Raw genomic sequence first — 13,610 nt, 5'->3', positions numbered from 1 at the left:
GTCGACAACGCATACGGCGACAGAAACCTCATCTGCACATGCCCTCCAATGTCAGAATACGAAGAAGCCGCTGAGTGAAAGATAAAACCCCTCGCCGGAAACATCCGGCGGGGGCACCATTCAGCCACCTTCGCAGCCACACTCCGGTGCACAAATTGAAAGCAGGTCACTGTTATTGAGATGAAGCACTATATCCCTAAAAACGCCAGCAGCGAGCTGGCTGAGCCGGCCGCGCTCAAGGCCCTGAAGGTTCATGAAGTTGACGTTTTCGTAAAGGAAACGGGTGCACTGCCATCCACCGATATGATCGTCGAATTCTACGACGCGTTGAACGATCTGATCGAGGGGCACTCCTACAAGGTAAACATCCGGCGTGTCGCCGTTGAAAGCGCGGGGACACCCTTGTACTGGGCCGGACGGACCGCGATTTTCTGGGGCGATATTCACAAAAACTGGAAACTCTCCTCGCGCGAGCGCAACTGGACCTCGCAGGTGTTTAGCCTGGCACCCAGAACAATTCTGGTCGGTGGCGCCGTTCTGCTGCTGGCGCAGATGGGACGGGCCGACAAGACAGACGTCGCTGTCCATTCAAACTTTGTCGCGGCAGCGCAGGAAAACGGGTTGCGGCAATGCGGAACCGATACGCATCTTGCTTCGACAGGTCGCATGCACAGTGCTTCGACCCGGCTCAGTTCACTGCGGCTGATGTCGGATTTCGTGTCGCTGGATCACGGGGCCTACATTGCGGAATCCCTGCGCGACTATATCGGTCTGACCGAGTCGGGACCACAATACCAAAGCCAACTGGCCATCCGGCTTATACAACGGTCGGGCGCAGACCCACTGGTCAGGCAGGCCGTGGACACTATGCTGACCCACATCGAAGAGCCGCTGAAAATCCCTGACATCTCGACCGTTCTGGGTACGTCGACCCGGCAGCTTCAGCGAAGGTTTCTGAGCAAAACAGGAACCAAGCTGCTGTGCACATACAGGGCGCTGAGGCTGGAACGTGCAAACAGCCTGCTGCGCAATACGGACATGTCATTGCGAGAAATATCTGCCGCGACCGGGTTTTCGTCGATCACGTCCCTGGGTCGGTCCTTTCGGACAATGTACAACAACACTCCGGAAAAGGTGCGGGAACAGCGGTTCTCCGGATGCCTGCCTGGACCGGTGAAACAACACAGTTCAGGGGCCACCGCATTGGCCCAGTTTCCGTCCTCGGTCGCTTATTGAACTGATGTCTGCGTTTTAACCAGGGCGCATGTCAGTAACCGACAAGGTCGCTGGGCTGGAACCCATTCGCAGGTGACGGTTTTTTCCCAAGGATATTTTTGAGAATATCGTTCATTGTCTGGCGATCATTGTCGAATCCGCCATGGGTGTGACTGTCCGTTATAGATGATGCACGCCCGGCAAAGTGCACTTTGTAGCCCTTCTTCCCAGGAACCTTTTTACCAAACTTGTCCATGCCCAGGATCGGCATTTCCTTTTGGTCTTCAAATGCATTGGACACGAAATACAGCAGGGATTTCCGATAGGGCCCGACACTGTCATCCTGTTCGCGCTGATCGATCAGGTTATACTGCCAAAGGTTTGTGACACCGCTGGCTACTCCGGCTTTGCGTATTCTAGGGTGATAGCTTTTCTTGAACAGATCAACGGTGCAGGCCGGAGCCATCAGGGAACATGATTCAACCGGGGTGTTGAGCGGGTTCATTTTGTCCATGGCATCCAGCATATGCGCCAGAAGTATCGAGCCCGCGCTGTGACCCACAAAATGGATCTGAAGGGGTTTGGACCGCTGCGCGTTGCCCTTTAGAAGTGCCTTGACAGCTTTACGCCCGCCGCCCCCGGCCCTAAAGCTCTCCCGGGCGTCCCATTTCATGTCGCGCCATACAGCTGTTCCCGGTTTGCGGGCAAAGGATTCCAGGGCGGTATCAAAGAAATCCGACAGGCCGCCGACCCGAGCCTCGGCCCTACTGCGCGACGAAAAGACGACATCTGTGAGCGATTCAAAAAAACCGGTCTCCCACATGAAGTGGATGGGGTAGATTCCGTTGCGCTTGAACACTTCCTTCATTTTCCGGACGCGATTGGCCGAGGCGTTGGCGTTGTTCAGGCCACCATGCGCATAGAATAACAGGTGTTCGTACCCACGCTCAGCCGTTGCGGCTTCGTCGGACAGAAAGTCCGCAGTCTCCTGTATGGTCGTCATCGGTGTCGGGTATTTCCCGGTTTCCCTAAGCTGACCGTCATCGAGATGGATGATGTGTCCGATGATGTCTTCGTGCCGGGGCGCGCGGACTTCCTGTGAACCGAACAGGGTTCGAGATTGCGGTGAAGGATTGCTGATTGTCAGGTCAAAGGCGTCCGGCGTCGGAACCGCCAGGCGCAACACCCAGGCATCCATAATGGTGGCGGACCAGTCTTCATACTTCCACAGGGCAATTCCCGGACGGCCATCGAAACCTCCCCAGTCCTCGCCCCATGAATTCTGGATCAGAAACCCGCGTTCGTTATAGCCGACGATGATGAAGGCGTGTCCGCCCTCGCTGAAATATGAAGGTTCGATTTCGCCATCCGCCGGATTTCGCCATCCCCGGTGAATCCGCGCGGACACGTAGATGACGCCGACCTCATTCAAAGCGGCGTGGTAGTCGATAATTTCCGGGCGCATGCGATAATATGCGCCCAGTCCTAGGTTGCGGGCCTCCTTGGCGTGCTCAACAGTCAGATGCCAGCCGGAGTCACCATCCTGGTACGGTGCGGTTTCATCGCTGCAAACGCCGTTGTGGTAGAACCCTTTCAAGGCCGCACGGATGCTGGACCCTTCGTAGTCTTCCCCGGGCCATTCATCGTTGATCTTAGCCATCTCATACAGCATGCGTGCACTGGCCATCGGGACCTGTGCCGACGGATCAATCCGTGCGTGGCGCTGCCGGTTCATCAGGGTGATCGCACTGGACAGGGCAAACCCAGTACAGGCCCCTTCCCGTCCCTGATCCCGTATGGGGCTTAGATCGGGATGCGGTGGATCCATCGTCAGGCGCAGCTGTCGCAATGTTGGCTTATATGCTCTGTCCCGCAGGTCAGTCATATCCCTGTGAGCGTTCAGCACCCGGTTGCCAAGCCGCGGGGCCGCAGCAAGCGCTTTTGGCAAGCTGGGCTTTCCGCCAGACTTTGACTTCCGCGATTTTGTGGGACGTTTGCTCATGACTTTTCCTCTCAACAAACAAATGAATGCCGGGACAGCGGTAAATACTCGTTATCAATGAGAGAAGTGTAGCCGAGGAGTTGCAACGCGAAAAGCGTTGCGCTGAAAATCGGCGGATTCAAATGAATCCGCCGGTCAACCGAACGGTTTCCTTGCGAGGTTTCGGCCTGCACTCCGATTTCAGGGGAATGCAGGCCGGATGGTCAAAGGCAATCCGAAAGGGTGGTTGCAAGATTACGAAGAAGTTGAGGATAAAACGATGGACCCGGTTCGATATTTGCGCCGATCGGATCGCTGACGCCGATATTGGCCTCGGTCCCGTCCAGAACCGTCTGGACCAGTCTGGGGTCGAACTGAGGTTCGGTCAGCACACAGTCGATGCCCTCCGCACGAATACGGCCCTGAATCTCGGCGATCCGTGCCGGGCTGGGATCGGAGGCATCAGAAAGCGAAATTGCCCCGGCGGCCGGAATATCGAATGCCACTTCGAAATATTGGTAGGCATCATGGAAGACAATGAATTCTTTCCCGCGCACCGGTTCCAATATCTCGTTGATCTCGGTTTTCAGGGCTTCGATTTCTTCCCGTGCCGCCACAGCGTTCGAGAAATAGGCACTTGCATTGTCCGGATCAGCGGCTGAGAGTTTTCCGGCGATCAGGTTCAGCCAGATTGCCGCGTTCTCGGGTGACAACCAGAAATGAGTGTCGTGTGACCCATGATCGTGTTCAGCATGTTCGTCGTGATCGTGGTCGTCATGATCTTTTTCTTCGGCATGATCGTCATCGTGGTCGTCATGGTTTTCATGATCATTGTGGTCATCGTGATCGTGATTGTCCGAGTCGGCATGTGCTTCATGGTCATGCGCCTCGAACAACGCGCTCTCGCGAAGCTCCAGTTCGGTCGTGCCCTCAGCCTCCATCAGGGATGTCACTTCTGCGTTTTCCGAAAGCGTTTCGATTGCCCCTTCCAACCACGGTGTCAGGTCTTCTCCGACCCAAAACACAAAATCCGCGTCTTGCAGCGCAGCAGCGTCCGACGGGCGCAGGGAGTATTCGTGCGGCGAAGCTCCGGGTTGAACAATCAGAACCGGGCTGCCGACACCATCCATTACCCGCGCGACCAGTGAATGCACGGGCGCGATATCAACTGCGACATTCGGTGTATCAGCCCACGCCACACTTCCAAACAAGGTTGCGCTGATGGACAGGGAAAGAAGCTTTCTGGACATGGGGTTCCCTATGTGATTTTATAACATTAATCGCTCAACTATACGATATGTAATAACATGACAAGTGACTTGCAGAACCGCGAGGAAGCCGTCAGCGTCGGGTTCGAACAGCATGACCATTCGGCCTGCGTTACCGACGCTATCGCGTCGGCAGATGCGCGTTGTGAGAAAGAGAACCTTCGCTTTACACCCGTTCGACGGAAGGTGTTGCAAGTGCTGCTGGAAGACCACAAGGCGCTTGGCGCCTATGCGATCCTTGAAAGGCTGCGCGAGGCAGGTTTCGGATCTCAACCACCGGTCGCGTATCGTGCGCTGGATTTTCTGGTTGAGCATGGATTCGTTCACAAAATCGAACGACTGAACGCGTTCGTTGCCTGCGCCCATCCCGGCGAAGCGCACGCCCCTGCCTTCATGATCTGCCGAAACTGCGAAATAGTCGCCGAGGCACAATCCACCCCCGAAAAAGGGGCATTGGGAGAAGCTGCCAAGACATCCGGATTCCGGATTGAACGAACCATCATCGAAGTAGAAGGCCTTTGCCCGACCTGCGTTGGGAAAGAAAATTCATGAGTCTGGCAACCATTGAAGGCCTCAGCATCCGCTACGGCGCAAAAACCGTGCTGCGCGATGTGAACCTGTCGATAAATCCGGGTGAGATCGTCACGATAGTCGGGCCAAACGGATCTGGAAAGACAAGCCTGCTGCGGTCCCTGATCGGGGCGACGCGTGCTTCGACTGGCCGTGTACGACTAAAACCGGGCCTGAGGCTGGGTTATGTGCCGCAGCGGCTGCATATCGACCCTACGCTTCCGATCACTGTGGAACGATTCATGCGTCTTCCGGGCGCCGTTGATCGATCGGCCTGCAGACAAGCGCTGAAACGTGCGGGCGTTCCCGATCTTTCGGGGCAGCAAATGTCGCAACTGTCCGGTGGGCAGTTCCAGCGCGTCCTGCTGGCGCGGGCTTTGCTGAATCAGCCCGAGTTGCTGTTGCTGGACGAGGCGACTCAGGGGCTCGATCAGCCGGGTTCTGCCGCGTTTTATCAACAGATCGAAGCCACCCGTGCCGAGACCGGATGCGCCGTACTGATGATCAGCCATGATCTACACGTGGTCATGAGCGCCTCGGACCGTGTCATATGCCTGAACGGCCACGTCTGTTGCGAGGGTACGCCTGCAACGGTGGCAACCGCACCGGAATACCGGGCCCTGTTCGGTTCGGGGACAGGTGGTGCCCTCGCACTGTATCGCCATGACCACGACCATGGTCATGATCACGCTTCGAAGGAGGCTGCCGAGTAATGCTGGACGATTTTTTGACGCGCGCCACGCTGGCCGGGGTTGGTGTAGCGTGCGCAGCGGCACCTTTGGGTTCTTTTGTGGTCTGGCGGCGCATGGCCTATTTCGGCGATGCAACCGCCCATGCCGCAATTCTGGGGGTTGCCTTGTCCCTTTCTTTTCAGGTGTCGATCTTTGCAGGCGCGACTGCTGTTGCGCTTCTTCTGGCACTTACAGTGACGTTCCTGTCCGGGCGCGGATACACGATGGACACCTTGTTGGGGGTACTGGCCCATTCCGCACTTGCCTTCGGTCTGGTCGCAGTTTCGTTTCTGTCAGGGGTGCGAATAGACCTGATGGCCTATCTGTTTGGTGATATTCTGGCCGTATCACGCGGTGATCTGGCTGTGATCTGGGGCGGTGCGGCGCTGGTTGTTCTGTTGATTTCGTGGCGCTGGTCGGCATTGCTGACGGCGACCCTCAACACCGATCTGGCTTATGCAAGCGGTATTGACCCAAGGCGAGAGCAGTTGTTTCTCACACTGGCGCTGGCTGTCACGGTTGCAGTTGCCATCAAGGTTGTTGGCGTGTTGCTTATCGGCGCAATGCTGATCATCCCTTCGGCAGCAGCCCGGCCTCTGGCCCGTACGCCTGAAAGCATGGCGGTGATAGCCGCCGTGATCGGCGCCTTATCGGTTATTGGGGGGCTACGCGCTGCCCTGGAATTCGATACGCCTGCCGGGCCAACAATCGTTTGTGTGGCTGCCTTGCTCTTCGCGGCGACAAGCGTGACGAACATGGTGAACAGGGCAAACTAGCCTCGGTTCATACACTGTCAAAACGTCATGTGGGTGGCAGGATATGAACGGAAAATAGGCTTTCCGGGCATATATCAGCGCATAACCCGACGTCCTCCGGGAATTTCGTTGCCCAAATTTTGCCGCATTGCTAGAAATGGGCAAAAGGGGTGCAAAGCCCGGAGGCAAAAATCGAGCAGAAAGTCAAAAAATCGCGGCGCTTGGTGCCGGATTCCCTGGTTGGGAAACGTGAGGGCCTGTTTTTTCTTTGGGCAGAGCTTGAGCGGGCACGTATCCGGGCGGCAAGGGCGCAGGAAGCTGCCCCTCACCAGGCCAAATCGAATGGCATCAGCACAGGCAAAGCTCAGGCGTTTCATCCGTTCCACGTGGATGAATTCATTTTCTTCTAAAGCCTGACTTTCGCCTTCGAAAGCATCTAGCACGCCATAGTTAGGCGGGCTGCAAGTGCACCAGCGCTTCGCTAAATAACTATTTGATCTGTTCTGCGCCGTGCCAGATCAGGCTGCGCCGCGCTGCATTTCGGGGAACCCTGCTGCTAGACTTTCCTCTGAAGCTTCAAATACGCCACGTTCAGTGATCAGCCCCGTGACAAGCCGCGCGGGAGTGACGTCGAACGCAAAATCCATGCCTTCTGTTCCGTCAGGCGTCACTTGCACCGAGGAGATTTCGTTCGCATCGTCCCTGCCCCAGATATGCGTAACTTCGCGCGGATCGCGTTTCTCGATCGGGATTTCGCGAACGCCGTCACTGACCGTCCAGTCAATGGTCGGCGACGGCAGAGCCACATAGAAAGGCACATTGTTGTCATGGGCGGCCAACGCCTTGAGATAGGTTCCGATTTTGTTGCAGACATCGCCGCGGCGGGTGGTCCGGTCGGTGCCGACAATGACCATGTCGACCTGCCCGTGCTGCATCAGGTGCCCGCCTGCGTTGTCGACAATATAGGTGTGCGGCACGCCGTGGTTGCCCAGTTCCCATGATGTCAGCGCACCCTGGTTGCGCGGCCGGGTTTCATCGGCCCACACATGGATGGGAATACCTGCATCATGGGCGTGATACATCGGGCTGGTGGCGGTGCCCCAATCGACCGTCGCCAACCAGCCGGCGTTGCAATGGGTCAGCAGGCGGACCGGTTCGCCTTCGGGCTTCTTCGCTGCAATGTCGCGGATCAGTTCAAGTCCGTGGACACCGATCATCCGATTGATCTCGACATCTTCGTCCGCAATGTCATGGGCCAATTGCAATGCCGCTGCCGCCCGGTCAGACGGGGCCAACTGACGCATAGCCGTTCGGCACCGGTCCAACGCCCACCGAAGGTTGATCGCGGTCGGTCGTGTGGCGTGCAGCGTTTCCCAGGCCTGATCCATTGCCGCATCCGATGGGTCCAGCCGCATTTGCAGCGCCATGCCGTAAGCGGCGGTCGCTCCGATCAAAGGCGCGCCACGTACGCTCATTTCCACGATTGCGGTGCAAAAGGCATCCATCGTGTCGACAGGCCGGATCACCAGCTTGTGCGGCAGCCATCGCTGATCAATGATCTCCAGCACATCCCTTTCCGCGTTGAACCAGAGCGAGCGGTAATGCTTGCCGTCAATTTTCATGATGCAGACCTTCCCTTGAATTAGACCGCCAAAGGCGCACACAGCCAGCGCCGCTGTCTTTCGGTTTTGTTGTTCAATACTCTAATGATATTCAAATTCTTTGCCACAATCCAAGTTTGCTGCGCTTGGACGCGGGCGCCCGTGTCATCGGTTGGTCCTGCGGCGGGCGTGCAGAACTCCGGCTTCGCGGATGATATCGGCAACCATATGTTCGCGTCGATAAGCCATGACATGCGCCCCCGCGACGCCCCTGATCTGCTGTACCTGCTGAAGCAGTTCAATGCAGATCCTTTTGCCTTCCTCGCTGGGATTGTCCGCTTTTTCAAGCCGTTCGATGACCGCGTCCGGGATATGAATCCCGGGCACGTTGTTGCGCATCCAGCGGGCCGCTCGGGCCGATGCCAGCGGGCCGACCCCCGCCAGAATAAACACTTTCTTGTCCAATCCTTCGTCCCGGACACGAGACATGAAAGATTCGAACAACGGCATGTCGAAAATGTAGTTGGTCTGGATGAAATCCGCCCCGGCAGTGATCTTTTTGGCCAATCGGTTTGGACGCCATTCATACGGCGGAATACATGGGTTCTCGGCCGCGCCCAGAAACATCTGCGGCGGCGCGGTTATTTTGCGCCCCGACAGAAATGTTCCGTTGTCCCGCATCGAGCGGATGGTGCGCAGCAACGTCAGAGAATCAAAGTCAAAAACCGGTTTCGCGCCGGGCTGATCCCCTGCACCGACCCCGTCGCCCGTCAGGCAAAGGACGTTGCTGACACCAAGCGCGGCAGCGCCCAGCACATCGCCCTGAATTGCGATACGGTTACGATCACGGCAGGATATCTGATAGACGGGCGAGTACCCGGCCCGTGTCAGCAACGCGGATATGCCGATCGAGGACATGTGGCAGTTGGCACCCGAAGCATCCGTTGCGTTGATGGCGTCGGCAACCTCGCTGAGCGGCTGGGCGGCATCGTAGACATCGGACGGATCGGCGCTGTCCGGAGGATTCAATTCGGCCGTGACGGCAAATCTGCCAGACCGCAGGACTTTTTCCAGACGACTGTGTGAGACAAATCCTTCCGGAAGTGCGGAACGGGATGAATGAGTGTCCAGCGCTTCGATATGACCAGTCATTTCTTACCGCTCCCGATATTTTCGGGTTCCTGCGCCAAAGGTGCGGCAACCGGCTCCATCGACCGGGCCTCAGGGAAGGACTGCGCCAGTGCTTGTTTGGCCAGGTCACGTTGATCCCGCGCACGCATTGCTTTTTCCCGACTGACCCGCAGCCACGAAGACGTCCCCTGAAAGGTGTGCTCGACCGGAGGCAAAACCTCATTGATCTGTGCCGCACCGCTGCTCATCCGGCTCGCCCCGCTCCAGGCCAATGCCCAGACGCATTTCATGTCCGGTTTCACTTCGCAGTATTCGCCGGGCCGAACCCCGCCGCAGGGGCCATTGCGCAACTGTTTCGGGCAATTCATGGGGCACGACATACCGGTCGATGACAAAACGCATTGACCGCACATGCGGCAATCAAACAGCAGCGATTTCACACCCCGTTCAACCAGCGCAACAGGTTTTTCCACCCGGTGATATCCGATCCGGTCGAACAGCGGGTCAAGCGCAACCATCGCCCTTTCCACGTACTTGTAAATTTTTTCAAATGTACCCGAATGCCGGACCGAAAATAGACGAAGGCGATACATGTTCCTGGCCCTCCTGCGGAAGCTGGCGGGTCAGATAGCGGAATGCCCACCGAGCCCGATAAACCCCTCTGACTTAACGGTTCCTGCTTGGGGAAGCCAAGTCAAGCCAAACGTGGGTTTTTGCCCCACTCGCTGATCAACCGAACGACCATTCATCTGCCCGAAACGGGCCTTCGCTCGCGACACAGATACTGTCAGAAAGCATTGGCCGCTTTGGTAAGAAACTCACACAATGCGTGGTCGTGTGCATTTGCGATATGCAGGCGAAACCGGGTTTCCGATTGAACGCGGTAAAGAATGACCTCGAACCCGAAAAATCGACGGACCGCGCTTTTGGATGGCTGATCAAGCCGGATTTCGGTTCCGCGCTGTAGCAACTCCATCGCCCCCGGCCCACTCAGGTCAAAAACCGAATAGGCGTGCGAAACGTCAGAAACAGCCATGTTCTGTTCTTCATGCCAGCATTCCTGTCGGTCTGCTCCGTTGATTTCAAGCAATCTGTCGCGACGCAGGGCGATGGTGTAGACGTCATCTGCCACGACATCAGGCCAGCCGGTGCACGGGGGCACCGACCGCGATGCAAGGTCGGGGCCGGACATCAGGGTCTGGCGTTCGAGATGCACTCGGGACATAGCGGCTGACCCCAAATCAATCTCTTGCCCGTATTGCCCAGCGGGGGCCCATTTATTCCGGTCGTCACGCATTCAGACGCTCCCCTTCCGGGTCGTAGAAGCAAGGCGCACACAACGTCGCCTTGCGACGCTGGCCGTCGTGCCAGATGTCGATCATTTCGCCTGTTCGTTCTGCACCGCTTTCCATCAACCCCAATGCAATCGGCGCGCCGACACTTGGACTGTCATAGCTTGATGTTACGTAACCCAGCGAGCGGGGTGGTGTGTCACCAGTCACCATATGCGCGCCGGTCGGAATGGCCGGTTCGCCCACCGGAACGGTCAGGCCGACCAGTGTCTTGCGGTCCAAACGGTTGGCCGTGGCGGTGTGAAGGCTGCGGTCCCCGACAAATGGGGTTTTCTTCTTTTCCCGGGGCATGGAATAACCCAGATCGTGCGGCATGGTCTCTCCATCCGTGTCCTTGCCGATCATGATATAGCCTTTTTCAGCTCGCAGGACCGAGATTGCCTCGATGCCGACAGGGGCGGCGCCGAAAGGCGCAGCCGCCTCAACTGCGGCCTGCCACAGGCTGCGCCCAGACGATGCAGGGACCGAGATTTCATAGCTGAGGTCACCGGTAAAACTGACACGTGACACCCGAACAGAGGCGTCATTGAAGCTCCCTTCGCGAAAGGTCATGTGCGGGAACCCCGGAGCGGACAGATCAATACCCAGATCGAGAACCATCAGGATTTCCCGGGCTTTGGGCCCGGTGACCGTAACCGTGACATATTGATGGGTCAGGTCGTGCACAAAAATACGATCGGGGTCGTTGCCATCCTGACGCCAAGATTCCAGGTGCATGCGCACGCTGTCCACGTGGCTGGACGAGCAGGAAATCACAAACCGGTTCTGATCCAACCGCGAGATCACCCCGTCATCATAGACGATGCCGCCTTCGGTCAGCATGAATCCGTAACGGATTGCACCGGGTTTGAGTGTTTTGATGGTATTATAAAAGATGAAATTCACAAAGGCTTCGGCATCCGGGCCCATCACCTCGATCTTACCCAAGGGAGAGCCATCGAGAATGCCCGCGCTCTCGCGTGTGCGCACTGCCTCGGCCCGGATCAACTGTTCCGGCGTTCCGTTGCCGTACCATCCCGGGCGTAGCCACCCGCCATATTCACAAAGCGCCGCGTCAAGCGCGCGGTGCTGCGGTTCCAGCGGCAAGCGTTTCAACGGATTGCAAAGTTCCTTGGTTCGCGCCCCATGGTAGGTCTCTATCGGGACCGGCACAAAGGGGGGACGGAAGGTTGTGGTGCCAACCTCGGGGATTGGCCGGTCCTGAATGGCTGCCATGGCCGCAAGCCCGGCCATGTTTGATGTCTTGCCCTGATCCGACGCCATCCCAAGTGTCGTGTAGCGTTTCAGATGCTCGACCGAGACAAAGTTTTCGCGGGCGGCAAGTTCCACGTCTTTGAGCGTGACATCATGTTGAAAATCGATCCACTGGCGCCCTTTCGAGCCGGGTGTTGGCCACAACGGGTTAAGGATAATAGTGGTGTCCGGACGTGTCGTAGTTTCGCCCCGACCGGCCGCACTTGCCTCATCCAGCGCTGCGTTCAGATCGTAGGTGCCGTTGGCCGCGCCGATTGCGACCATCCCGCCAGGTGCGGCACCAGGCAGGAAGGTCTGCCGCGTGGCGCACCAATCCAGTTTACCCCCAGCGTGCCGCCACAGATGCACCAGCGGCGTCAACCCGCCTGAGCTCAGCACGGTATCGACCGGATAGGTTCTGTCACCTGCAAAGATTGATTTCAGAGACTTGCCGCCAGAAACTTTGACCGGTCCCGTCGAAGGGTCGATTTGGACGACCCGCGCCCCGGTGTCCTTGAGCTTGGCAATGATCGGATCGGCCAATGAGTGATTGCTGAGAACCGCAACCTCCCGCCCGGCCAGAACACCATACCGCGCAAGATACTCGGCCGCGCCCATCAGCGACATCACGCCCGGCCGGTCATTGTTGGCAAACGTTATCGGCCGGTCCAAAGCCCCGCTGGCCAGAATGACGCGCCCTGCCCTCATCCGCCATAGGCGCGGAGCGGTGCCGAAAGGGCCGTTTTCAACCAGCCCAACCAAACCGTGGTCATAGACCCCAAAAGCTGTGGTCGATGTCAGGATGCGCCCGCCTGCCAACTCGATGGCCATTCTTAGCGATGTAACCCATTCTACCGGCGCCCCGGATTCAATCGCCTCGAACTGATAGGCGCTGCCGCCGGTTTCCGGATGATCATCGACCAGAACGACGTCCTGCCCGGCCTCTGCGGCAGTGCGGGCAGCGACCAGCCCTGCCGGGCCCGCGCCCACAACCAGCGTGTCGCAATGCGCATGAGTTTTGTCCGAGGAATAGCCGTCGAAAACGTCCGTCGACACTGCGCCCAATCCGGCCATTTTCCGGATCGATGGTTCAAACAGATGCCAGTCGGGCCAGATGAAGGTTTTGTAATAAAACCCGGCAGACAACCAACGGTGAAAGAAATCAAGGCCGCCCTTGATATCGAACTGTGAAGTGGGCCAGGCATTGACCGCGCGGACCTGCATCCCCTCCTCAAGATGCGTGGTTGTGGCCAGGCAATTGGGCAGTTCGCGGCCGTTCAAAGTGACTGTCATGATCGCGTTGGGCTCATCCACCCAGGCACTCCAGACACCGCGCGGACGATGGTACTTGAAACTGCGCCCCATCACACGCGCGTCGCTGGCCATCAGCGCCGAAGCCACAGTGTCGCCAGCAAATCCCTGATAGGGTTTGCCATCGAATGTGAAATTCAGCGGCCGGGTCCGATCAATCAGCCCGCCCGAAGTAGTGCGAAATGACGTCATGGCGCGACCTTTCTGAGAGGGGTCGAGCCAAGGACATCCATCGTCACACTGTCACGCTCCAACAGGAACACTTCGGCGCAGGTTGTGTGCATCCAGATTTCCCGGACCACTCCCTTATCGTTGCGGTGCATGTGCAGATAGCCTGCCCATTCCGCATCGGAAACCGCGCCGCTGGTATCCGGGCGGGTTTTTCCCGCCTCGGCTGCAAAGTGAAACTCGCGCTCGTCCCGGGGACCGCAAAAGGGACAGGGAAATATCTGCAATTCAACC

12 protein-coding genes are annotated in these 13,610 nt (G+C 57.7%); 4 read left to right on the top strand and 8 right to left on the bottom strand.

Annotated elements, in window-relative coordinates:
* The first annotated feature begins 180 nt into the window (after positions 1 to 180).
* Positions 181 to 1,236, top strand: a complete 1,056-nt coding sequence (locus ACR0J2_RS13815) for a helix-turn-helix domain-containing protein (RefSeq protein ID WP_480812921.1) — start codon at positions 181 to 183, stop codon at positions 1,234 to 1,236.
* Positions 1,237 to 1,267: 31 nt separating this feature from the next.
* On the opposite strand, the gene ACR0J2_RS13810 is transcribed toward ACR0J2_RS13815, so the two are convergent.
* Positions 1,268 to 3,100 (bottom strand): C1 family peptidase, encoded by a 1,833-nt coding sequence (locus ACR0J2_RS13810; protein ID WP_480812920.1) that lies wholly within the window; start codon positions 3,098 to 3,100, stop codon positions 1,268 to 1,270.
* Positions 3,101 to 3,420: 320 nt separating this feature from the next.
* The gene (locus ACR0J2_RS13805) at positions 3,421 to 4,446 is read right to left on the bottom strand and encodes a zinc ABC transporter substrate-binding protein (protein WP_480812919.1); all 1,026 of its coding nucleotides are present in this window, start codon (positions 4,444 to 4,446) and stop codon (positions 3,421 to 3,423) included.
* Between the two features lie 57 nt (positions 4,447 to 4,503).
* Here ACR0J2_RS13805 and ACR0J2_RS13800 point away from each other — a divergent pair, with 57 nt between their 5' ends.
* Genes ACR0J2_RS13800 through ACR0J2_RS13790 form a run of 3 tightly spaced genes read left to right on the top strand, consistent with a single transcriptional unit; the run spans position 4,504 to position 6,541 of the window.
* A complete protein-coding gene (locus ACR0J2_RS13800) occupies positions 4,504 to 5,016 on the top strand; it encodes a transcriptional repressor (protein ID WP_170613938.1) in 513 nt (170 codons plus the stop codon).
* Positions 5,013 to 5,747: a metal ABC transporter ATP-binding protein gene (locus tag ACR0J2_RS13795; protein WP_170682418.1), complete on the top strand. Its 735-nt coding sequence runs from the start codon at positions 5,013 to 5,015 to the stop codon at positions 5,745 to 5,747. The genes ACR0J2_RS13800 and ACR0J2_RS13795 overlap by 4 nt, the downstream gene beginning before the upstream one ends.
* On the top strand, positions 5,747 to 6,541 hold the full coding sequence (locus tag ACR0J2_RS13790; protein ID WP_480812918.1) for a metal ABC transporter permease: 795 nt from the start codon (positions 5,747 to 5,749) through the stop codon (positions 6,539 to 6,541). Before ACR0J2_RS13795 ends, ACR0J2_RS13790 begins: the two co-directional genes overlap by 1 nt.
* A 497-nt stretch (positions 6,542 to 7,038) precedes the next feature.
* Here the strand turns inward: ACR0J2_RS13790 and mtnA are convergent, their stop codons facing one another.
* From mtnA to ACR0J2_RS13760, 6 genes are all read right to left on the bottom strand, one after another.
* On the bottom strand, positions 7,039 to 8,142 hold the full coding sequence (gene mtnA, locus ACR0J2_RS13785) for an S-methyl-5-thioribose-1-phosphate isomerase (protein WP_480812917.1): 1,104 nt from the start codon (positions 8,140 to 8,142) through the stop codon (positions 7,039 to 7,041).
* A 144-nt stretch (positions 8,143 to 8,286) separates the two neighbouring features.
* Positions 8,287 to 9,273 (bottom strand): methylenetetrahydrofolate reductase, encoded by a 987-nt coding sequence (locus tag ACR0J2_RS13780; protein WP_170619776.1) that lies wholly within the window; start codon positions 9,271 to 9,273, stop codon positions 8,287 to 8,289.
* On the bottom strand, positions 9,270 to 9,845 hold the full coding sequence (locus ACR0J2_RS13775) for a methylenetetrahydrofolate reductase C-terminal domain-containing protein (RefSeq protein WP_480812916.1): 576 nt from the start codon (positions 9,843 to 9,845) through the stop codon (positions 9,270 to 9,272). The genes ACR0J2_RS13780 and ACR0J2_RS13775 overlap by 4 nt, the downstream gene beginning before the upstream one ends.
* 194 nt (positions 9,846 to 10,039) lie before the next feature.
* Positions 10,040 to 10,549, bottom strand: coding sequence for a hypothetical protein (locus ACR0J2_RS13770; RefSeq protein ID WP_480812915.1), 510 nt, complete (start codon positions 10,547 to 10,549; stop codon positions 10,040 to 10,042).
* Positions 10,542 to 13,340, bottom strand: a complete 2,799-nt coding sequence (locus tag ACR0J2_RS13765; RefSeq protein ID WP_480812914.1) for a 2Fe-2S iron-sulfur cluster-binding protein — start codon at positions 13,338 to 13,340, stop codon at positions 10,542 to 10,544. The genes ACR0J2_RS13770 and ACR0J2_RS13765 overlap by 8 nt, the downstream gene beginning before the upstream one ends.
* Entirely contained in the window at positions 13,337 to 13,603 is a 267-nt protein-coding gene (locus tag ACR0J2_RS13760; protein WP_170613930.1) for a sarcosine oxidase subunit delta, read from the bottom strand. The genes ACR0J2_RS13765 and ACR0J2_RS13760 overlap by 4 nt, the downstream gene beginning before the upstream one ends.
* Between the last annotated feature and the right edge of the window lie 7 nt (positions 13,604 to 13,610).

It is taken from the genome of Ruegeria sp. CG4 (genome assembly GCF_056537185.1).
The sequence above is the reverse complement of the archived record's forward strand: the minus strand, read 5'-3'. Positions and strand labels throughout refer to the sequence as shown.

What these genes read in the sequence shown, in the direction of transcription:
- ACR0J2_RS13815 (WP_480812921.1), top strand. Translation starts at nt 181, where the DNA reads ATGAAGCACTATATCCCTAAAAACGCCAGCAGCGAGCTGGCTGAGCCG.
- ACR0J2_RS13790 (WP_480812918.1), top strand. Translation starts at nt 5,747, where the DNA reads ATGCTGGACGATTTTTTGACGCGCGCCACGCTGGCCGGGGTTGGTGTA.
- ACR0J2_RS13810 (WP_480812920.1), bottom strand. Translation starts at nt 3,100, where the DNA reads ATGACTGACCTGCGGGACAGAGCATATAAGCCAACATTGCGACAGCTG.
- ACR0J2_RS13805 (WP_480812919.1), bottom strand. Translation starts at nt 4,446, where the DNA reads ATGTCCAGAAAGCTTCTTTCCCTGTCCATCAGCGCAACCTTGTTTGGA.
- ACR0J2_RS13775 (WP_480812916.1), bottom strand. Translation starts at nt 9,845, where the DNA reads ATGTATCGCCTTCGTCTATTTTCGGTCCGGCATTCGGGTACATTTGAA.
- ACR0J2_RS13795 (WP_170682418.1), top strand. Translation starts at nt 5,013, where the DNA reads ATGAGTCTGGCAACCATTGAAGGCCTCAGCATCCGCTACGGCGCAAAA.
- ACR0J2_RS13770 (WP_480812915.1), bottom strand. Translation starts at nt 10,549, where the DNA reads ATGCGTGACGACCGGAATAAATGGGCCCCCGCTGGGCAATACGGGCAA.
- ACR0J2_RS13800 (WP_170613938.1), top strand. Translation starts at nt 4,504, where the DNA reads ATGACAAGTGACTTGCAGAACCGCGAGGAAGCCGTCAGCGTCGGGTTC.
- ACR0J2_RS13765 (WP_480812914.1), bottom strand. Translation starts at nt 13,340, where the DNA reads ATGACGTCATTTCGCACTACTTCGGGCGGGCTGATTGATCGGACCCGG.
- ACR0J2_RS13780 (WP_170619776.1), bottom strand. Translation starts at nt 9,273, where the DNA reads ATGACTGGTCATATCGAAGCGCTGGACACTCATTCATCCCGTTCCGCA.
- mtnA (WP_480812917.1), bottom strand. Translation starts at nt 8,142, where the DNA reads ATGAAAATTGACGGCAAGCATTACCGCTCGCTCTGGTTCAACGCGGAA.